This is a genomic window from Hoeflea sp. CAU 1731 (assembly GCF_039888615.1).
Taxonomy (GTDB): Bacteria; Pseudomonadota; Alphaproteobacteria; order Rhizobiales; family Rhizobiaceae; genus Flavimaribacter.
Genome location: NZ_JBDQQS010000007.1, coordinates 197,359 through 216,077 on the forward strand (window position 1 = coordinate 197,359; position 18,719 = coordinate 216,077).

Sequence of the window (18,719 nt, forward strand, 5' to 3'; positions counted from 1 at the left end):
TGCTCCAATACATCAGGCGCGTTGTCCGGGGAAACAGCCCTCCGGACGCGCGCTCGAAATGGTGGAAACTCGTGAGACGGCACGCACTTGCAGCTCTGTCAGCGTTCACGTTGCTTCTTGCAACGGCGTCGCTTGTCGATGCCGAGAACCACGCAGGACTTTTGGAATCAGGCGCCAGGCAGGATCTCTCCGCAAGGGATCTGGAACGGGTCCGGAAGGTAACGCAACCGACGACTGATTTCTCCAGCGCAGAAGCCTTTGAGACCATGCAGGGGGGCGCCGGAACCTCGAAGAAACTCGTCAATCGCGATTCCTTCTCGCAATTCCTCGCCAACCTGACCTTTGAACAGGAGCAGGAATTCAAACTCGGCAATGCGCTCTTTCGCAAATTGTGGGTCGCATCCCCGTCGTCCACTCAGGCCTCCGACGGTCTGGGGCCCCTGTTCAATTCCCGCGCTTGCCAGAGTTGTCACCTGAAGGACGGACGCGGTCACCCGCCACTTGCCGACGGCGACGCCACATCAATGCTCATACGGCTGGCCAGACCAGCAAACACGGAAGCGGAACGGAGACTGATCGCAGATTACGCGCTTCTGAATTTCGCCGACCCTGTTTACGGCGGACAATTGCAGGACAAGGCGGTGACAGGTTTGGCCGCGGAAGGGCAGATCAGCGTCGCCTATACGGAAAGGCCGTTCGCCTACCCAGACGGAGAGACCGTTTCCTTGCGTTATCCGACCTTTGAGATCAAAGATCTGGCCTACGGTGACATGCATCCCGAAACAACGATCTCGCCGCGCATCGCGCCGCCCATGATCGGGCTCGGGCTCGTGGAAGCCATTCCCCAGGCGGACATTATCGCCAAAGCCGACCCCGACGACGTAAATGCAGACGGCGTCTCGGGCCGTGTGCAGATCGTGCGCCATCCGGAGTCCGGAGAACCTGCGCTTGGGCGATTCGGATGGAAGGCTCAGAACGCGACCATCCGCCAGCAGTCGGCGGACGCTTTTTCCGGCGACATCGGAATATCGTCGCCGGATTCGGTAGATCCTTATGGCGACTGTACGCAAAACCAGACCGCCTGCCGCGCATTGCCTGACGGCGTCCAGGCCAGACTGGGAGAAACGGAAGCGCCTGATCCGGTTCTCGATCTTGTGACTTTCTACTCCTCCAATGTGGCCGTTCCTCAGCGCCGCGATGTCGATGATCCTCAGGTTCTGGAGGGTAAGGAACTTTTCTATGCGGCAGGCTGCACAAGCTGCCACACCCCGAAATTCGTCACCGCCAGGGACGCGTCCCAAAAGGAACACCGGTTTCAACTGATCTGGCCATACTCCGACTTTCTGTTGCACGACCTCGGAGAGGACATGGCTGACGGCCAACAGGTTGGCGAGGCCGATGGCCGCGAGTGGCGTACGCCGCCGCTCTGGGGCATCGGTCTCACCGAAACGGTCAACGGCCACACCTATTTTCTCCACGATGGCCGCGCCCGTAATCTGGAAGAGGCGATCCTGTGGCATGGTGGAGAAGCCGAAACGGCGCGAGACAATTTTGCTGCGATGACACGTGAACAGCGCCAGGCGCTGATCAGGTTTCTGGAGAGCCTCTGATGATAAAGTCCTTTGCGATCGCCTGTCTTTTGGCATTCCTGACGACATCGTCACTCGCTGAAACGCTTGAGCCGGATTCGGAAGGTTTCATGTCCGGCATCGTCGACAGAGCGATCGACGACTACATAAGGCCGTCCTTTGCCCGGCTTGCTGCAACCACGCAGGATCTCAAGGACACACTTTCAGAGTATTGCGAGCAGCCGTCGGAAAGCGGACTTGCAGCGGTTCACGCGCAGTTCGGCAACGTCGTCGAGGCCTGGTCGGCTGTAGAATTCCTGCGCTTTGGCCCTCTGATCGAGGACAACCGTTTGGAGCGGCTGTATTTCTGGCCGGATCGCAGAGGGCTTGGTCTCAAGCGCATCACGCAAGCGTTGAGGGAGCAGGAAGACGACGTCACGTCCGCGCAAGCGCTGGCGGAAAAAAGCGTCGCCGTACAAGGGCTCGGCGCGCTGGATTATCTCCTTTATGGAACTGATTCCGACGAACTGGCGGACAGTACTCTGTCAGGGCGCTTCCGCTGCGGCTTCGCATATGCCGTTGCTACGAACATGGCGACCATCAGCGCTGAATTGCGCGACGACTGGATGAATCCGGATGGCTACTCCGCTCTTTTAAGAAATCCCGCTGACGACAATCCGGTGTATCGGACAGCGCTCGAAGCCGCTTCGGAAATTCGCGACGCAATCCTCGAAGGCCTGGACATTGCAAGCGATCTCAAGCTCAAATCCGCGCTTGGCGAGGATCCTTCACGTGCGATACCCAAACGCAGCGCACTGTGGCGAAGCGGACAGACCTTTCCTGCGCTTCTCGCCAATGTCGACTCGCTTCAGATACTCCTGGACACATCCGGTTTCGCAGAAGGGCTGCCCGAAGAAGGCCGGTACCTGGTCAATGCGCTGCCTTTCGAGTTTGCCAACGTGACACGAACGATCGGCGCCGTTGACCTTCCTGTCGAAGAGGCTTTCACTAATCCGGAAGCACGCGGCAAGCTGATCTACGCAACCATTGCGCTCGACAGCCTCAGAGACATGATCGGTGACCAGATGGGCGCATATCTGGGGTTTCAACCCGGGTTCAGTTCACTTGATGGAGATTGACATTTCAGCTCTGTCGCAAAGCGCGCTCCAGACGAACCGGCGGACATTCCTTACCGGCATCTGCGCCGGTCTTTTCCTGGCGGCCGAACCTGGTTTCGCGCGGGGCGGGGAAACCGAAAGCATTCTCTTCGCCAGCGCGGGAAAACGCCCTGACGGCAGCTTCGTCGCCGTTCTGTTCGATGAGAATGGCCGGGAAACTTTCAGCGTTCCCCTGCCGGATCGTGGTCACGACATCACGCTGGATCGCCCACGAGACCGAGCCGTCGCGTTTGCGCGCCGACCAGGAAATTTTGCTGTCGCTTTCGACATCCAGGGCCGGCGAGAACCGGGTTTCTTCACCGCGCCGGAGGGCCGGCATTTTTATGGTCACGGTGCATTCACGAAGGACGGCAAACTGCTCTACGCCAGCGAAAACGACTACGACGGCGTGAAAGGCGTGATTGGCGTCTATGACGCCACGGATCGCTTCAGGCGGATCGGCGAATTGTCGAGCCACGGTCTGGGGCCGCACGAAATTCTGCTGATGCCAGACGGTCGCACACTCGCGGTCGCCAATGGCGGGATAGAAACCCATCCGGATTTTGGCAGGGAAAAACTCAATCTAGCAACCATGGCGCCGTCCCTTGCCTTTATTGACCTGGAGGCCGGCATTCTGCTGGAAAAACACGCATTATCGCCGGAATTGCATCAACTCTCGATCCGTCACATGGACGCTGACGCAAATGGCCGCATATTCTTCGGCGGCCAATATGAGGGCAACAAAGCGGATCTTCCGCCGCTCCTTGGCACAGGGGCGCTGGGCGAGAATATCCGGCTGTTCGACATGCCGAGAGAACTGATCGGCGGCTTCCGCAATTATATCGGCTCGGTCAGGGTCGGCGCCGATGACGCGACATTCGCGGCGACGTCGCCCAAGGGTGGTTGCGCCGTCATCTTCGACGCCCGCTCGGGCAATGCGCTCGAGGTTCTGAACCGTCGTGATGCGTGCGGTCTCAGCTCTGTTGAGGAAGGCTTCTACGTTGCATCGGAAAACGGCATCGGCTCCTTCGAGCCATCGACCGAAAGCCTGACAAGCCTCGACTTTCTGCCGGACAATCATCTGAGAAATATCTGATAACGACTCGCCTCGCTCCCTGGGGATGCTATCCAAGTCCTCTGGACAAGCCTCGATTGCATTTGGCGTTTTCAGGCCGGACAGATAAAGCGAAGTGAGGAAGCGATCATGCGCGGGGTGGAGGAATGAATGGAAAAACAGCAATTGTTACGGGCGCAGCGCGCGGCATAGGCCTTGCGACCACGAAACTGTTTCTCGAAGAAGGCCGACGCGTCGCCATGATCGACAGGGACGCCGACGCGCTGCAAGCGGCTGCTTCAGACCTTGCCGACGTCTTGCCCGTCATCTGCAACGTGTCGTCGCCGGATCAGGTCGACGACATGGCGAAACAGGTGGAAACCACGTTCGGTCGGGTCGACACGCTGATCAATAATGCCGGCGTCGCCGATTTCGGCCCGATGGAGCAGACCGATTTCGAACGCTGGCGCACTGTCATGGCGACCAATCTGGATGGCGTTTTCCTGTGCTCCCGGAGACTCATCCCGGCGCTAAAGGAAACCAGGGGAGCCATCGTCAATATCGCCTCGATTTCGGGGTTGCGTGCAAGCACGCTGCGCATCGCGTATGGAACGAGCAAGGCCGCCGTCATTCACCTGACCCAGCAACAGGCCGCCGAACTGGGCGAATTCGGCGTTCGCGCCAATTGTGTCGCGCCCGGTCCTGTGAATACAAAGCTGGCGCTTGCCGTCCACACGCCGGAAATTCGAGCGGCCTATCACGACGCGATCCCGCTTAACCGTTATGGCAGCGAGCAGGAGATAGCAGAGGCGATCGTCTTTTTGTCATCCGACAAGGCGAGCTACATCTCCGGACAATTGCTTTGCGTCGACGGTGGATTTCAGTCAACCGGCATCGGTCTGCCGGCGCTGCGCTCTTGACGACCCTCAGGTCGCCTTCCACTTGATCGAACACCCCATGGACGCAGTCTGATCCAGTGGTCCTTTTCCGGTTTCAGCGACCTGCTTCATTGCGTTGTAAAGATCGCGCGGCGCGTCGTTTACCCCGGCCTGCGCCCGCGAGGCATCCAGGCGACCGCGATATTGCAGTTCCAGATCGCTGTTGAAACCGTAGAAATCGGGCGTGCAAACTGCATCATAGGCTTTCGCGACCGACTGATCCTCGTCATGCAGATAAGGGAATGTGAAGCCATTCGCTTCGGCGAATTTGATCATGTTGTCGAACGAATCTTCCGGATGCGAATCGGAATCGTTGGAATTGATCGCCACTACGCCAATTCCTAACGCCTGCAGTTCATTTGCGTCGCGAACGAGCTTGTCAGCGATGGCTTTCACGTAAGGACAGTGATTGCATATGAAAACGACGAGGAGACCACTCGAACCCTTGTGATCGAATATACGATGGGTCCTGCCATCGGTTCCGGGCAGTTCCGCATCTATCGCTTTCCATCCAAAATTGCATACAGGTGGTATTGAAGCCATGTTTTCCTCTTGTTTTGTGGCGAAACCTCAGATGAACCCCAGAGTGGTCATGAAGCGGTACTTATCCCAATCGACCCAGCTTTCAACGATCTTTCCATCTCTAAACCGGTCAATCTGGATACCGGTCCACTCCACGGTCTTTCCCGTTGGCGCGTGACCGAGATATTCACCGTCGTTGACGCCCTTGATGGTCCAGCGGGTCGCAACCAGATCCCCTTCCTCGATCTGCATGTGGAAGCGGACTTCCGACTGCGAGAATCCCTTGTGATACCCGTCGACGATCTCCAGGTAGTCCTCAAGCGAATTGTCCGATATGTCGCCCGCGGCGTCCGGTTCCTGGTGGTTTAAATACCCCTCGCCGAAAATTCCATCCGCGGTGACGTCGCTTTCCGAACTCCACAAATTCAGCAGATCGCGCGACAACGCCTTTCGATCTTCCGCCATAACACTCCCCATTGGTTGCAGTTGGATGCAACGTCCACTATTGCACTCGGCCCCGGCCATGTTAACCCTGAGACCTAGGGAAATTGGATCGGGAGGGTCCGGATGCTGGACAAACAGGACGTCGCCAAAATCATTCCACAGGTGTTCGCGCCCTGGGTGCAGGATCTCTCGATTGAGGTCAGGTCGATTGACGACAACCTCGCATGTTTCACGATCCCGGAAAACGACCGCCTCGTACGGATAGGCGGTATCGTTTGCGGGCAAGCCCTGTCAGCCTTCGCCGATACGGCGATGGTACTTGCTCTGTGCGCGAAATTCGACGGTTTTCGGCCGGTGACGACAGTAGACCAGACGACGTCTTTCATGAAGCCGATACGCAATGTCGGCGTCAATTGCGACGTCGAAATCCTGCGGCTAGGCCGGCAGATGGCCTTCCTGCGCGCAATTCTCTACGAGCAGGGCGGCGCTCCCGCCGCCTCGGTGTCGGGAAGCTATATGCTGCCGCCGCTTGACAAAAAGTAACGAAATTCCGTCACACGGTCGTCAATCGGAGCCTGCGCCAGGCCTCCACGGAAGCCGCGCCGGCTCCCGCAACGACCGCCAGTCCGGTGATCACGACGCCGACGAAGGGAATGAGCATCACGAGACCCAGAATGACGGCGCCGATGACGGTCCAACCTGTCCTTCCGGCGTTCGATGGCGGCGGCGCACTGCGCCGCACCAGCCCTCTCAGATACAGACCGACACAAGCGCTCACGATCACCGATCCAAACAGTTTGACGATCCCGATCGCAACAAACAGGGCGACGCCCAGCGGAATTCCTACAATAGAAATGAATAGCAGCAAACTCAGCACGGCGCCGACTACCAGGATCGCGATCCCGATGCCGAGACTCGCCCAAGGCCGGTCGACGAGCCGGTTCGCCGCAATGGAGAAATATCCGACAAAGGCCCAGGCGAGGATCGCGGTCAGAACGAGAAACGCAACAACCCAGCCGATCAGCAAACCAATCATAATACCGATTATTGCGTCGATGATCGAGTGAATCTCCGGGAGATTGCTTTCGACCTTTGTTACACTGCCGGCGATCTTTGCGCCTTCGGCGATTTCGGGCGCGGCTTCCGACCGATAGGTGACATCGCCGTTGATGACTGCGCTCGGTCCGATGACGATCTTTTGTGCAAGAAGGTCCACCGTACCGGTAATCTCGCCCGATATGGTTACGCTCTTCGCCGCAACCCGAAGATTGCCGCTGATCTTCCCATCGATATCCATGCTTTCGGCAGCCAGTCGCGCGTCGCCCCCGATCGTGGCGGCTGACGCTATCGTGATCACCCTGGCGGCCGACAAGAGATCATCTTCCACGCTGCCGGAAAGGATGACGGTGTGCGCAAAGGCCACCAGATCGCCGACTGTACCACTGCGCTGATCGACTTCATATGCGGCGATATAGGTGTTTCCAGCAGTCGCGCCGTCAAGCGTTACAAAACGTCCGGCTGCAAACAGATCGTCGGCGATATTGGCCTTGACGAGCACGGTCTCGCCGCCGGTGAACTGGACGCCGGTCAGATCCCCTTCAAGGACAACATTTCTGCTGTCGCGCAAATGCTGCCCGACCGCCACCGTGGCGAACAGGCTGAATAGAGCAAGTAAAAGCACAAGCGCCGCAGATATTGCGCGATGCGACAGGCGGATGGATTTCTCCGTAACCATGGCAATCCCCTCAAAGCTAAAATCGACGGGCCGGTCCGTTCGTCCAAAACCGCTCCCATATTAGCCCAGACGAGCAGATCAGGCCGGCTAACCTCAAAAATTCGTTCTGCTGCAAGAGCTGTGAATCTCATTTTTACATCTGCCGCGCGTGAATTCCAGCCGTTGAAGCGCCGCTGCATCGATCTTTTCACGTTCCGGCGCCGAAAATGTCATTGAGGAAAACCAATGCTGCGATGCAAAAGGGCGCGCGACAAATCCAGATTCGTGATATCATTGTCCAATGGCCATGTCTGATTTCGGTAAATCACCGAAACGGGTAGCGGGTTGTAGCACCAGACATTTCGTTTGCCTGTTTCTTCTCATCCTGGCGTCGGTGTTCCACGCCGGCATTGCCGTCGCGGACGACACCGAGGTTGACGTCGAACTTATCCTTGCCGTCGACGTCTCCCGGTCCATGACCCCCAACGAGTTGGAAATCCAGAGACGCGGATACGCCGAAGCCATCGTCAGCGACGAGGTTATCGGCGCCATTCGCAATGGTCTGATCGGCCGCATCGCAATCACCTATGTCGAATGGGCCGGCTCCTGGTCCCAGAACGTAGTGGTTGAATGGATGATCATCAGCAATGTGGACGAGGCCCGCGTCTTCGCCGAACAACTCACCGCCCGTTTCGAGAATTCCTTGCGGCGTACGTCGATCTCGGGCGCAATCGACTTTACGTCAGGTCTTTTTGAAGACAATGGCTTCATCGCCAATCGTCAGGTCATCGACATTTCCGGCGACGGGCCCAATAATCATGGCCGGCCGGTCGTGCCCGCCCGCGACGAAGCGCTTGCCCGCGGCATCGTCATCAATGGTTTGCCGCTGATGACAAAAGAAGGCATGGGCACGCAATGGATGCTTGAAGATCTCGATCAGTATTATCGACATTGCGTCATCGGTGGGCCAAGATCGTTCGTTCTGCCGGTCAAGGAATGGTCACAGTTTCCAACCGCCGTTCGCCAGAAACTTGTTCTGGAACTGGCTGACGCTACCCCTCCCATAGCCCGGGACCTGATCGTACGCATCCAGGCGAGCGAAGCCTATGACTGTCTGGTCGGAGAGAAAATCTGGAACCGGATGCGGGACATCTGGTCCGAGCCATAACAATCTCCTTCAAGCAACGATTTTCTCACTGTGCATTTTCGCAACGCGTTTCCTGTTCTATGATCGGGCTCCCGCAATTCGAACGAGACGCATAATGAGTATTGCTTCCGAACTGACGTCGCACGGCCACTGGAGATTCGAGCCACTCTCCAAAGAATTCACAGCGGATCCCTACGCGGCCTATGCAAACTTGCGGGAAGAAGACGATTTATACTACTTCAAGGACTTCGACGTCTGGATCGCATCGCGGTTCGAGGATGTGCGCGCACTCGCGCTTGACAAGCGCATGGTCCGTTCTCTGGACGGGATAGCCACCCGGGAAGCACTTGAAGCGTTGCAGCGCCGAAACAACTGGCACGACATGCCGTACCATGAACGCTACGTTCAGGTGAACCTTCTGGAAAGCGACGGGCCGGTCCATGATCGTCTACGCAGGCAGATCTTCGGCTATTTCACATCCTCTGCGGTCAATCACTGGCAGGCGCTGATCCAGGACTATGTCGACGGATTGCTGGACAGTCTTTCGGGTCGTGACGAGATCGATTTCGTCTCCGAACTGGCCTCCCATGTTCCGGGACACATTATCGGGCGCATGCTTGGCGTGCCGGATGAGGACTGTCCGAAATTGCGCGAATGGTCGGAGGAGATCGTCCGGTATTTCGACATCGACAGAACGGAGGAGAAAAAGCGCATCGCGGAAAACGCGACGCGTGAATTCGCCGAATACATGATCGCACTGAAAGCCGAGCGCGAAAAGAATCCGAAAGACGACCTGATATCGCAGCTTCTCGAAGTGGAGCGTAATGGCGGTTTCCTGGAAGACGAATTTATCGCGACGGTCATGCTGATCCTGAAAGCAGGACACGGATCGACGATCGACGTTCTCGGGAGCGGCATGCATGCGCTGCTCGAATTTCCCGACCAGATGCAGAAATTGCGGGACGATCCCACGCTGATCGGAACGGCCGTGCAGGAAATGTTTCGCTACGAATCACCCCTGCCCTTCTTCCACCGCCATAATTGTGAGGAGATCGAACTGAAAGGACGGCGTTACCCGAAAGGCACGAAATTCGGACTGCTCTATGCTTCCGCCAACCGCGATCCGGCAGTCTTCCCGAACCCTGACAGCTTCGACATTACCCGCACGCCCAACCGCCACATCGCCTTTGGCGCCGGTCCGCATTTCTGTCTCGGCAATCATCTTTCGAGACTCGACATGGAAGTGATTTTCACGTCGCTGCTCAATCGTTTCAGTTCGATCGAACTCCTGGAGAAACCGAACTATAAACCCGGCCTTCAGGCCCGCGGTCCGCAATCCCTCCATCTACGCCTGAGGGAGGCTTGAGATGGCACGATCCGAACGAGAGAAAATGGCGGCGGGCGAATGGTACAACTGCCTTGACGCAGAACTGGACGAACTGCGCAAACGGGCGCGCCGGGCAGTTCATCAGCACAACACAATGCCCCCGGACGAGCGCAGCAGCGCGGGTCCCTACCTCGTCCAGTTGCTCCAGAGCATCACCGAGGACGCCTATCTCGAAGCGCCGTTCCACTGCGCCTACGGGTTCAACATTACCCTTGGCCGAGGCGTCTATCTGAACGCCGGCTGCGTCATGCTCGATACCGCGCCCGTCATCATCGGCGATCAGACAATGCTGGGCCCCAATGTGCAGATCTACTGCGCGCAGCACCACAAGGACAGAAAACTTCGCACCGAAGGGATAGAGATCGCGAAGCCCGTAACGATCGGCCGCGAAGTATGGATCGGCGGCAGCGCGATCATCATGCCGGGCGTCACAATCGGCGACGGCGCGATTGTTGCGGCGGGCGCGGTCGTCACCCGGGACGTCGCGGCCGACACAACGGTGTTAGGAAATCCGGCGCGGCCGCGCTGACAATTCGAAGAACAACGGCATCTCTGCTTTCATTGATGTAATTCTTCCTAGAAGGCGCTCCAGTTTCTTTCGTGACGCTGCAATTAGTGATTGCTATACTTCCTCTCCATGGCGACCAAGGGAGGTAACAATGGCGAAAACGGACCTTAAATCATCCATCGAAGCTATCGAGGCGCTCACGCTCGCCGAGCCGGCGCCGCTGATGCCCGGCATGCCGGGTTCGGAAATCATGCCCGAAAATGCGACGGCGACGAGCGATCCCTGGAGTGATCTCCGAGACATACAGGAGGAACACAAGGCCGCCATCAACGCGTCCAATCTGATCGCATTTGTCGAAGGCGTAAGCGCCGAGCAGAAAGGCGACGTGCTCGATTCAACCCAGTTCGCCGCCCGCGCCGCCGATGCGGAGTTCAATCGAGGATCCCAGATTCGCGAGTGGTACGACGCCTATGTCGAGGTGCTGACGAAAATGGGCTGGGTGATCGAGGGCTTCGCCTTCCAGCAAAGCCGACGCGCCGAGGGCGCGATGCTCATGAGCCAGGAAGCGATCGGCGTGATCACCGCGGTGGCCACCGGCAACCAACTCGCCATCCTGGAGGCGGCGATCGATTCTCTCGGCAAAATGGCCGACGATTCACGGCAGATCAAACTCTTCGATTTCAACGTGTCGGTGGAAACCGGCGGCAATTTCCAGATCGGAGCGGCCGAGGCGGCCGATAACGGCGCAATCGGCATGGCCATGGGGGCGTTCTACTACCGCTCAAACGACAATCGCAGAAACGTCCTCTTCTTCGGATGGGGGAGCCAGGAGATCGAAATGTGGACCGCCGCCCAAAGGCTCGTGCTTGACACGACATTCTACACTGATCTGAGAGACATCGTGAGACAGCGGCTCGGCGAAAAGAGCAAGGATTTCGTCGCGACCATCCCGATCATCTGATCGGCAGACCAGACCCACATGATCTACTGAACAAACGCATTGACCGCCTCGGCGATCAGCTCGTGTTCCTCGTCATGACTGATCTCCTCTTCCGGACCGACGCCGAGACTTTCGAGCACGAAGTCCTCGGCTGGGGGTTGCGGCGCCTCGAACTCCCTCACGCTCAGCAGGCCTTCGGGAACGACGTAGGCCCGCACCTCGCGACAAATCCTGTCGCTGTTTCCAACGAAACCATCAAACGTGGACAGCAGCAGAACCGGACAAGCCTTGCCGGTCCAGGCCTTGTGCGGCCTGACGTTCGCTGGAGCAATATTGAGATCATGCATCAAAGCCGCGACCAGACGTTCGGCGCGTGCGTTGGCGGCCGCCTGATCGATGCCCTTGTGCATGCAGATTTCAATACCGATGCTGACAGCGTTGCCGGAACCCGCATGGATCGCACGCTCGTTCACCGGCAGGTGCTTGATGACGCATTTGTCGTCGACGGTGAAATGCCAGGAAACGAAGTTCTGTTTTCCGGAGGGGAGCTGATAGCATCCCTTTTCCCGGACGAAGCGCGAATGGGCGTTGGCGTCCGCTCCCGCCCTGTCATTGGACGTGTTATGAATGGTGATGTATTGCGGCGTGATCGTTCGGCCGCTGCGGTTTGAAGCGCCCTCCGGAATCATCTCGATCTTGAGGTTCAGCGACTGGCCGAGTTCCTGTCTGTTCATGATATCCTCCCGCACAGTATATGTCCGACAGGATAAACTATAAGTAGCGATCACGCAGCAGTATGTGCGTATGGCCACAATAACCAAAGCAAACCGGCGGAAGAGCGGTGGCTAGTCGACTGTCGCCGCGCCTTTTGCCCAGGTCAGAAATTCCCGCAACATCCTGTCGAAGGTTTCATGATCTTCGAGAAAGGGCGCGTGCCCCGCCTCCGCGACATTCTGCGGCTCGCCGCCCCAGATATGGCCGTATCCAAAGGTTCGGCAGTATTCGTGATTGATAAAGGGATCCTTCGGTCCGTTGATCATCGCGAAGGGTATCTTCCCCTTCTTCAGCATCCGCACCTGGCGCGGCCAGTTGCATGTCTTGAGCTTGGCGAACGCCTGCTCGCGGGCGAGGCCGTCAGTCCGCCACACCGCCTGCCACACGAGCGGTTCGGCGCCTTTTTCCATTCCGATCGTATGGACCGCATAATTGGCTTTCTCATGCGGCGAGTGGAACCGCTTTCCGGCGAGCTCCATGTGGGGCGTCGCGATGTAGCCGCGCGGCATGTCTTCCGGAAACTTGCCCACGGGCGAGGTGCCGCAAATCGCAACCGCGGTTAGCGGGTAGCCGCGGGCCGCATATTCCAGCGCCACATAGCCGCCGAGCGACCAGCCGAAAACAACGGGTTTTCCAAGACCGAGCTTTTCGACGATGTCGCGGGCGATCTCGGAATAGGCTTCAATGCTGTAATCTTCTTCCGGATCGGCGTTGGGCGACACGCCATGGCCCGGTAGGTCGAAGGCGACGACCCGATGGTCCTTGCCGAATTCTGCGAACTGATGCCGGAAGACCTCCTTGCACGAGGAATTGCCGTGAATGAAGAGGATCGTCTCGTCTCCCTGTCCCGACTCGCAGACCGAGATCTTGCCGTGACGCGTCTCGACGAGCCTGTCGGGCGCACCCATCATGGCCTTGCGCATATCTGCGCCACGCGACCGCCGCCAGCTGGCCCTCGCATTCGTCCTGAATCGGTTGAACGCGCCCCAGCCTTCCTGAACGGCGGCGAACAGCCCTCCCGGATAGACGACGACCACAGCGATGATCACGAGCGCAATGATGATGCTGCGCCAGGCGCCGTAGTCGCCGAGGAACTGCGCAAGAATAGTGATGACGAAGGCCGCGATCAGCGATCCCCAGATGGTGGAGAGGCCGCCGAGCAGCAGGATCGAGAGCGTGATCGTCAGGAAGCCAAGACCGAAGACATCGGGCGAGGCGACTCGCAAGTAAGCCCCGTAGAAACCGCCGGCAAGCCCCGGGAACAGGGCCGATGCGCACAAAGTGTAGAGCCGCAGCCTGCCTTCCGACACGCCGCGGGCAATGGCGTAATACTTGTTGTCGCGCAGCGCCTTGATGGCGCGCCCAAGCGACGAACGCTGCAGCTTGTAGAGAAAGAAAGTGGAGAATGTCAGCAGTAACAGAGCAAGATAGTAATAGCCGATGCGGTTGTCCTTGCTGAGCTTGTAGCCGAATATTTCCAACCGCGGCAGGAGCACCATACCGCTGGTTCCGCCCGTATAATCGGACTGGCTGACGACGATCTGCAGGAGCAATTGCGCGGCGGCGATCGTCACCAGGATAACGTAGATGCCCTCGAGCCGCAGAATGGGAATGGCGAGCAGCGCCGCGAAGGCGACCGCCAGCAGGGGGGAAAGCAGCAAGGCGATCCACGGGTCGATGCCCAGCACCTTGCCGAATATGCCGAAACTGTAGAGACCGATCGCGAAGAAGGCCAGATGGGCGAAATTGACAATGCCGCCCAGCCCCAGAGAAATGTCCCAGTTGGAAGCGAGAATGGCATAGACGAAAACCAGGATGAGCGTGTGCCTGGCGTAGGTCTCGGTCAGGAACAGCGGGATCAGCGCCAGAGCGATGAATGCGACAAGAACCGGCAGAAACCCGTTGGTGCGCTGGAAGGGCGGCGCGTATTTCATCTTTTGTCTGTGCTCCTAAAGCGTCTTCGACCGATGGCCGAACAGACCTTCGGGCTTGATCAGAAGCACGGCGATCATCATCGCGAAGAGCACCGCCGGCGCCCAGTAGAGACCCAGAAAATAGACCGAGAAGGATTCGGCGATCCCGACGATGAAGGCTGCGAGGATGGGGCTTGTAAAGCGCGCGACGCCGCCGAGGATAACGACGATCAGCGACTTCATCAGCGGATCGCTCCCGAAGGTCGGACTGATGAAGCGCACAGATCCGATGAAGACGCCGGCGAGCGCCGCAGTCGCAGCCGAAAGGCCGATCGTCATGGCGTAGAGGCGCGAGACGTTGAGGCCCATCAGTTCCGCCGCCTCGCGGTTCTGGGCGACGGCGCGCATGGCCCGGCCCGTCGCGGTACGGCGCAGGAAGATAGCGAGAACCAGCAGGGCGAGCAGCGCAACTATCAAAATCATCACGTCATTGGCGCTGATTTCCGCGCCCATCAGGCCTATCGTTCCGCTGATCGGCGGCTCGATCTGCTTGTCGCGCGCGCCCCAGATGAGCAAAATGCCGTTCTCGATGATCGAGGCTGCGGCGAGCGTCGTGATCACAGCGAGCAGCACAAGATTGGCGTTTCGCTCGAACGGCTTGACGAGCACGTAGTGCAGGAGAAAGCCCACCCCGAACATCAAAACCACCGAAAGCGCAGCGCCGAGCAGATAGCCGACGCTGCCGGTAACGTTCTGGGTTACCTGCCAGGCGATATAGGCCCCGAGCGCAACGAAGACGCCATGCGCGAAGTTGAAGACGCCAAGCGTCGTCCAGACCACGGCGAGACCAGTCGCCATCAGCGCATAGAGACCGCCAAGCAGGACGCCGGAGGCAAAAACGAATAGAAAAGTGTCGGCGGAGATCAATGGCTTTCTCCGAACATCATGGCCATGGCTTCGTCATGCGACGGCATCGAGGCGGCGTCGATTTCGCGGGTGATCGCGCCATGGTCGAAGAGCAGCAGACGGTCCACCAGGCCGGAGAGGAATTCGATGTTCTGGTCGACGATGATCAGGGGCACCCGGCTTTCGCGGATCTGCCTGACGGCCTGCATGAGTTCGAGGCGAAGCTTCGGCGAAAGACCCAGCGTCGGCTCGTCAAGGATCAGAAGCTTCGGAAGCGCAAGCAGTCCGACGGCAATCGAAACCATTTGCCGCTCGCCGCCCGAGAGATAGCGGATTTTCGAAGATCGGCGCTCTTGCAGACGCGGAAACAGGTGATGGACGCGTTCGCGCATCTCGCGCACGCCGTTTCTGCCCTTCGCCGCCAGCGGCGCAACGCCCAGAACTTCCTCCACGGTCATTTCCGGAAACAGGAGATTGCCTTGCATGACGTAGATGACGCCAGCCTCGACAACCGTCGCCGCCCTGATGCGGCGTTTCTGGAACAGGTCGTAATTGAAATTGCGGGAGATGCGCGGCCGCATCTTGCCTTCCGCGTTGAGGCGTCGACCCTGAAAGACGACATCCCCCTCCCACGGATCGATCAGGCCGGCGACGGTTTTCAAAAGCGTCGTCTTGCCATGACCGTTGGGTCCGAAAAGGCCGACGGACTCTTCCTCGCCAACCGACATCCTGACGCCGCGAAAAACCGAGACGGGCGGATAGCCGCCGCTCAGGTCGCGCACTTCGAGAAGGGCCGCGCTCACACGGGTTGCCCCAGATAGGCTTCGATGACCTGCTTCTCGCGCGTGACCTCGGCCGGATTGCCAAGCGCGATCACGCTGCCCTGCTCCATCACCAGCAGGCGACGGGAGACGGCCATCAGCAGCGGAAGGACATGTTCGATAAGCAGAATTGTGATTCCCGTTTCGTTGAGCTTGAGGATCGTGTCGCGCACCCACTCGACCTCGTTGTCGACCAGCGACGAGGCCGGTTCGTCGAGCAGCAGCAGTTTCGGCTTCTGGGCGACGGCGGTCGCGAGCATGAGTTGCTTTTGGTAGAAGACCGGCATGGTGACAGCGGGCATATTGTGGAAATTCCGCGGAAAGCCGACCAGATCGGAGGCTTCGTCGGCCAGCCTTTCGGCCTCCTTGCCGCGTACGCCGAGCGTTTGTTCGACGGCGACGAGGATGTTGTCGATACAGGATAAAGACTCAAACACGGCTTCCCGCTGAAAGGTCCTGATCACGCCGCTGCGCGCAATCTGGTTGTCGCTCGCGCGTTCGATCCGTCGACCCTCGAAGACGACGCGTCCGCTGTCGGAGCCGAAAGGAACCCTGCTGATCAGGTTGAACAGCGTCGACTTGCCGGAGCCATTCGGCCCGGCAATGCCGAGGATCTCGCCCTTTTCGACTGCGAAGGAAACCTGGTTGACGGCCACCAGAGCCCCAAAGGACTTGGTCAGGCCGTCAATTTCAAGAATGGCCGCCATGAGGATGTAACTTAGGCGCCTATTCCATCCACTCGGGCTTTACGAAGTCACCGGATTTGTACTTGTCCGGACCGATCATCACGCCCTTGCCGTCCTGGATCTGGAAGAAGGTGACTGGAATGTAGTCGAGACCGTACTTTGCCACATGGGTCTCGGGATCGAACTCGAGAAAGCCCGCCGAAACGGGGCGGCTCGTTTCACCGATCGCCTTGCCGATTGCATCGTGATCCTTGGGATCGCCGACTTTTTCCAGCGCGTCGAAATAGATGTTCGCCATTTCATACAGGCCCGTGCCATAGGCGCCGGACTCGATATCGTACTTGTCCTTGTACTTCTTGAAGACTTCCTTGCCGCGCGGATGCGCGTCGACATTCAGCGTGGCGCCGATGGCGTTGTAGAGAATGCCGTTGGACGTGTCGCCGGTCAGTTCGACGAATTCCGGAACGAGCGGCGCATACTGCAGGAACACCAGAGAGTTGGTCGGGTTCTCGCGGAACTGGTTGGTGAACAAGGCGGCGTTGGCCGGAATATAGTCGGTATTGATGATAACTTCCGGCGGGTTCTCGCGCACCTTGGCGAGGATCGGACGCCAGTCGCTGACAGGACCGAAGGGCACCAGTTCGTCCAGAGTGATCGTCCAGCCTGCTTCGGTGAAGACCTCTTTCATGCCTTCGGAAATAGTCTTGGAATAGGGATTGTCGGAAGAGATGATGGCAACGGTCTTGTCGTCGAGCGGGAAGTGCCCCGCTTCTGACAGAGCCTCGATCAACGGTGTGACTTCCGTCTCGTAGCCCTTGAAGTCGGCTGTGAACGACCAGCAGCAATCGTATTCGCCCGGATCCTGCGTGACGATCGCCGCGAATTGCGGCGAAGGCCCGGCCGGCAGATAGGGCATGCCGGCCTCCGCCATCAGTTCCACCTCGAACAGCGACAGGCTGGCGTAACCGGTCAGGATGATCTCCACGCCGTCGGTGGCGAGGAGCCGTTCGACGGCGGAGGTGACGTTGGCCGCCGAGTGATCGACGACGTCCGCCGGAACGACCTCGAAAGTGTGCCCGGCGACGCCGCCTTCGGCGTTGACTTCTTCCACCGCCAGTTCCACACCGCGTACGAACTCCTCGCCGTCTGAGGCGGTCGGACCTGTCAAAGGCGCAAGCACGCCAATCTTGACGAGATCGGCGTAAGCCGCCGTCGTTGCAAGGGTTGTAAGCGCCGTTGCAATTGCCAGGGCTTTCGTGAGCTTGCCCATTTTTTTCTCCATGAAGAACGTGATTGAAAATGAAAATCCGGCGTTCAGGCTACTAGAGATTTTGGCGGAGGCTCAATTGCAAAGGTTTGCCAAAATCCAGCCGCTCGGTGTAGATTTTCGAACTTATCGTATTTGCGAAAACCGGATGACGGGTTGCGCCGCTGCATCCATGCAATCTATCGGCTAATCTAAGACGGTTCCGAGAGCAGCGTGACGACCCCGAAGGACAGAGCGTATGAAGCCATGGCTTGCCGAGAGCGACTACCAGATAGAGGATGGCGACGCCGAGATCGGCGTCCGCATGAAAGCCATGCTTGGCGCCATGAACCTGGAGCATTTCTCGTTCATGATCCTGCGTCCGCCGCGCAACAGGCCATTTCCCATCGACGAGACGATCAGGACGAGCTATCCCGACGCGTGGCTTGGCCGGTACCGCGCCCTGCGCTACTTCGAAGTCGATCCGGTGGCCGACCTGTCGACACGCATCATGCAGCCTTTCTACTGGGGCCAGGGGCGTTTCCTGAGGGATTTCAAGAAGCCGCAGCGGCTTGTTTTCAACGAGGCGAAATGTTTCGGTATTTCCTATGGTCTCGCCATTCCGATGCACGGACCGGCCGGCGAAGTTTCCGTTTTCAACGTGGTTTCGTCGGACAAACGCCACTTGCTCGATGCGACGCGCAGCGAGCATGGCCGCATCTTCGCGGCCGCCTACGGCACCCATGACCGGGTGATGCGCGAGCAGATCAGATTGCCGCTTGCCGGCGTCGACGAGGATGTGGAGCTTTCCATAAGAGAACGTGAATGCCTCGCCTGGACGCTTGAAGGCAAGACGGCCGGGGAGATCGCGACGATCCTCAATCTCTCGGTTTCCACCGTCAATCACCATGCGCTGTCGGCAACGCGCAAGCTCGGAAGCCTGAACAAGCATCACGCCGCGGTCACGGCTCTGCGCGGAGGACTGATCCAGTAG

Annotated in this window: 19 protein-coding genes; 10 read left to right on the forward strand and 9 right to left on the reverse strand. The window is 58.6% G+C overall.

What is annotated here, in order from left to right; translation table 11 throughout:
* The first annotated feature begins 11 nt into the window (after positions 1-11).
* The 4 genes from AAFN47_RS13535 (at position 12) to AAFN47_RS13550 (ending at position 4,699) form a co-directional block, all read left to right on the forward strand.
* Complete coding sequence (locus tag AAFN47_RS13535; protein ID WP_499809844.1) at positions 12-1,610, forward strand: di-heme oxidoreductase family protein; 1,599 nt, start codon at positions 12-14, stop codon at positions 1,608-1,610.
* Positions 1,610-2,707: an imelysin family protein gene (locus tag AAFN47_RS13540; protein WP_499809767.1), complete on the forward strand. Its 1,098-nt coding sequence runs from the start codon at positions 1,610-1,612 to the stop codon at positions 2,705-2,707. The genes AAFN47_RS13535 and AAFN47_RS13540 overlap by 1 nt, the downstream gene beginning before the upstream one ends.
* Positions 2,697-3,821, forward strand: coding sequence for a DUF1513 domain-containing protein (locus tag AAFN47_RS13545; protein ID WP_499809845.1), 1,125 nt, complete (start codon positions 2,697-2,699; stop codon positions 3,819-3,821). Before AAFN47_RS13540 ends, AAFN47_RS13545 begins: the two co-directional genes overlap by 11 nt.
* Positions 3,822-3,946: 125 nt before the next feature.
* Complete coding sequence (locus AAFN47_RS13550) at positions 3,947-4,699, forward strand: SDR family NAD(P)-dependent oxidoreductase (RefSeq protein WP_499809768.1); 753 nt, start codon at positions 3,947-3,949, stop codon at positions 4,697-4,699.
* A 6-nt stretch (positions 4,700-4,705) separates the two neighbouring features.
* Here AAFN47_RS13550 and AAFN47_RS13555 read toward each other — a convergent pair whose 3' ends face one another.
* Both AAFN47_RS13555 and AAFN47_RS13560 read right to left on the reverse strand, forming a co-directional pair.
* Positions 4,706-5,260: a thioredoxin family protein gene (locus tag AAFN47_RS13555; RefSeq protein ID WP_499809769.1), complete on the reverse strand. Its 555-nt coding sequence runs from the start codon at positions 5,258-5,260 to the stop codon at positions 4,706-4,708.
* 27 nt (positions 5,261-5,287) lie between these two features.
* On the reverse strand, positions 5,288-5,704 hold the full coding sequence (locus AAFN47_RS13560; protein ID WP_499809770.1) for an ester cyclase: 417 nt from the start codon (positions 5,702-5,704) through the stop codon (positions 5,288-5,290).
* Between the two features lie 102 nt (positions 5,705-5,806).
* Between AAFN47_RS13560 and AAFN47_RS13565 the strand changes: the two genes are divergently transcribed.
* Positions 5,807-6,226: a PaaI family thioesterase gene (locus tag AAFN47_RS13565; RefSeq protein ID WP_499809771.1), complete on the forward strand. Its 420-nt coding sequence runs from the start codon at positions 5,807-5,809 to the stop codon at positions 6,224-6,226.
* 10 nt (positions 6,227-6,236) lie between these two features.
* Here the strand turns inward: AAFN47_RS13565 and AAFN47_RS13570 are convergent, their stop codons facing one another.
* The gene (locus AAFN47_RS13570) at positions 6,237-7,418 is read right to left on the reverse strand and encodes a bactofilin family protein (protein WP_499809772.1); all 1,182 of its coding nucleotides are present in this window, start codon (positions 7,416-7,418) and stop codon (positions 6,237-6,239) included.
* Between the two features lie 280 nt (positions 7,419-7,698).
* On the opposite strand from AAFN47_RS13570, the gene AAFN47_RS13575 reads away from it, so the two are divergent.
* The 4 genes from AAFN47_RS13575 to AAFN47_RS13590 all read left to right on the forward strand — a co-directional run bounded on the left by AAFN47_RS13575 (position 7,699) and on the right by AAFN47_RS13590 (position 11,400).
* Positions 7,699-8,565, forward strand: coding sequence for a DUF1194 domain-containing protein (locus AAFN47_RS13575; RefSeq protein WP_499809773.1), 867 nt, complete (start codon positions 7,699-7,701; stop codon positions 8,563-8,565).
* Positions 8,566-8,659: 94 nt separating this feature from the next.
* Positions 8,660-9,910, forward strand: coding sequence for a cytochrome P450 (locus tag AAFN47_RS13580; protein ID WP_499809774.1), 1,251 nt, complete (start codon positions 8,660-8,662; stop codon positions 9,908-9,910).
* A gap of 1 nt (position 9,911) precedes the next feature.
* On the forward strand, positions 9,912-10,460 hold the full coding sequence (locus AAFN47_RS13585; RefSeq protein WP_499809775.1) for a sugar O-acetyltransferase: 549 nt from the start codon (positions 9,912-9,914) through the stop codon (positions 10,458-10,460).
* A 130-nt stretch (positions 10,461-10,590) separates the two neighbouring features.
* Positions 10,591-11,400 carry a hypothetical protein gene (locus AAFN47_RS13590; protein ID WP_499809776.1) on the forward strand — a complete coding sequence of 270 codons (810 nt, stop codon included), beginning with the start codon at positions 10,591-10,593 and terminating at the stop codon, positions 11,398-11,400.
* A gap of 23 nt (positions 11,401-11,423) precedes the next feature.
* Here the strand turns inward: AAFN47_RS13590 and AAFN47_RS13595 are convergent, their stop codons facing one another.
* The 6 genes from AAFN47_RS13595 to AAFN47_RS13620 all read right to left on the reverse strand — a co-directional run bounded on the left by AAFN47_RS13595 (position 11,424) and on the right by AAFN47_RS13620 (position 17,749).
* Complete coding sequence (locus tag AAFN47_RS13595) at positions 11,424-12,113, reverse strand: peptidoglycan recognition protein family protein (protein ID WP_499809777.1); 690 nt, start codon at positions 12,111-12,113, stop codon at positions 11,424-11,426.
* A gap of 111 nt (positions 12,114-12,224) precedes the next feature.
* The gene (locus tag AAFN47_RS13600; RefSeq protein WP_499809778.1) at positions 12,225-14,087 is read right to left on the reverse strand and encodes an alpha/beta fold hydrolase; all 1,863 of its coding nucleotides are present in this window, start codon (positions 14,085-14,087) and stop codon (positions 12,225-12,227) included.
* Between the two features lie 15 nt (positions 14,088-14,102).
* On the reverse strand, positions 14,103-14,993 hold the full coding sequence (locus tag AAFN47_RS13605; protein WP_499809779.1) for a branched-chain amino acid ABC transporter permease: 891 nt from the start codon (positions 14,991-14,993) through the stop codon (positions 14,103-14,105).
* On the reverse strand, positions 14,990-15,775 hold the full coding sequence (locus AAFN47_RS13610) for an ABC transporter ATP-binding protein (RefSeq protein ID WP_499809780.1): 786 nt from the start codon (positions 15,773-15,775) through the stop codon (positions 14,990-14,992). The genes AAFN47_RS13605 and AAFN47_RS13610 overlap by 4 nt, the downstream gene beginning before the upstream one ends.
* On the reverse strand, positions 15,772-16,500 hold the full coding sequence (locus AAFN47_RS13615; protein WP_499809781.1) for an ABC transporter ATP-binding protein: 729 nt from the start codon (positions 16,498-16,500) through the stop codon (positions 15,772-15,774). The genes AAFN47_RS13610 and AAFN47_RS13615 overlap by 4 nt, the downstream gene beginning before the upstream one ends.
* A gap of 19 nt (positions 16,501-16,519) precedes the next feature.
* On the reverse strand, positions 16,520-17,749 hold the full coding sequence (locus AAFN47_RS13620; RefSeq protein ID WP_499809782.1) for an ABC transporter substrate-binding protein: 1,230 nt from the start codon (positions 17,747-17,749) through the stop codon (positions 16,520-16,522).
* 235 nt (positions 17,750-17,984) lie between these two features.
* Here AAFN47_RS13620 and AAFN47_RS13625 point away from each other — a divergent pair, with 235 nt between their 5' ends.
* The gene (locus AAFN47_RS13625; protein WP_499809783.1) at positions 17,985-18,719 is read left to right on the forward strand and encodes a helix-turn-helix transcriptional regulator; all 735 of its coding nucleotides are present in this window, start codon (positions 17,985-17,987) and stop codon (positions 18,717-18,719) included.

Coding starts and splice junctions, on each gene's coding strand:
- AAFN47_RS13575 (WP_499809773.1), top strand. CDS start 7,699: ATGGCCATGTCTGATTTCGGTAAATCACCGAAACGGGTAGCGGGTTGT.
- AAFN47_RS13565 (WP_499809771.1), top strand. CDS start 5,807: ATGCTGGACAAACAGGACGTCGCCAAAATCATTCCACAGGTGTTCGCG.
- AAFN47_RS13590 (WP_499809776.1), top strand. CDS start 10,591: ATGGCGAAAACGGACCTTAAATCATCCATCGAAGCTATCGAGGCGCTC.
- AAFN47_RS13625 (WP_499809783.1), top strand. CDS start 17,985: ATGAAGCCATGGCTTGCCGAGAGCGACTACCAGATAGAGGATGGCGAC.
- AAFN47_RS13550 (WP_499809768.1), top strand. CDS start 3,947: ATGAATGGAAAAACAGCAATTGTTACGGGCGCAGCGCGCGGCATAGGC.
- AAFN47_RS13600 (WP_499809778.1), bottom strand. CDS start 14,087: ATGAAATACGCGCCGCCCTTCCAGCGCACCAACGGGTTTCTGCCGGTT.
- AAFN47_RS13555 (WP_499809769.1), bottom strand. CDS start 5,260: ATGGCTTCAATACCACCTGTATGCAATTTTGGATGGAAAGCGATAGAT.
- AAFN47_RS13570 (WP_499809772.1), bottom strand. CDS start 7,418: ATGGTTACGGAGAAATCCATCCGCCTGTCGCATCGCGCAATATCTGCG.
- AAFN47_RS13560 (WP_499809770.1), bottom strand. CDS start 5,704: ATGGCGGAAGATCGAAAGGCGTTGTCGCGCGATCTGCTGAATTTGTGG.
- AAFN47_RS13615 (WP_499809781.1), bottom strand. CDS start 16,500: ATGGCGGCCATTCTTGAAATTGACGGCCTGACCAAGTCCTTTGGGGCT.
- AAFN47_RS13585 (WP_499809775.1), top strand. CDS start 9,912: ATGGCACGATCCGAACGAGAGAAAATGGCGGCGGGCGAATGGTACAAC.
- AAFN47_RS13620 (WP_499809782.1), bottom strand. CDS start 17,749: ATGGGCAAGCTCACGAAAGCCCTGGCAATTGCAACGGCGCTTACAACC.
- AAFN47_RS13595 (WP_499809777.1), bottom strand. CDS start 12,113: ATGAACAGACAGGAACTCGGCCAGTCGCTGAACCTCAAGATCGAGATG.
- AAFN47_RS13545 (WP_499809845.1), top strand. CDS start 2,697: ATGGAGATTGACATTTCAGCTCTGTCGCAAAGCGCGCTCCAGACGAAC.
- AAFN47_RS13580 (WP_499809774.1), top strand. CDS start 8,660: ATGAGTATTGCTTCCGAACTGACGTCGCACGGCCACTGGAGATTCGAG.
- AAFN47_RS13540 (WP_499809767.1), top strand. CDS start 1,610: ATGATAAAGTCCTTTGCGATCGCCTGTCTTTTGGCATTCCTGACGACA.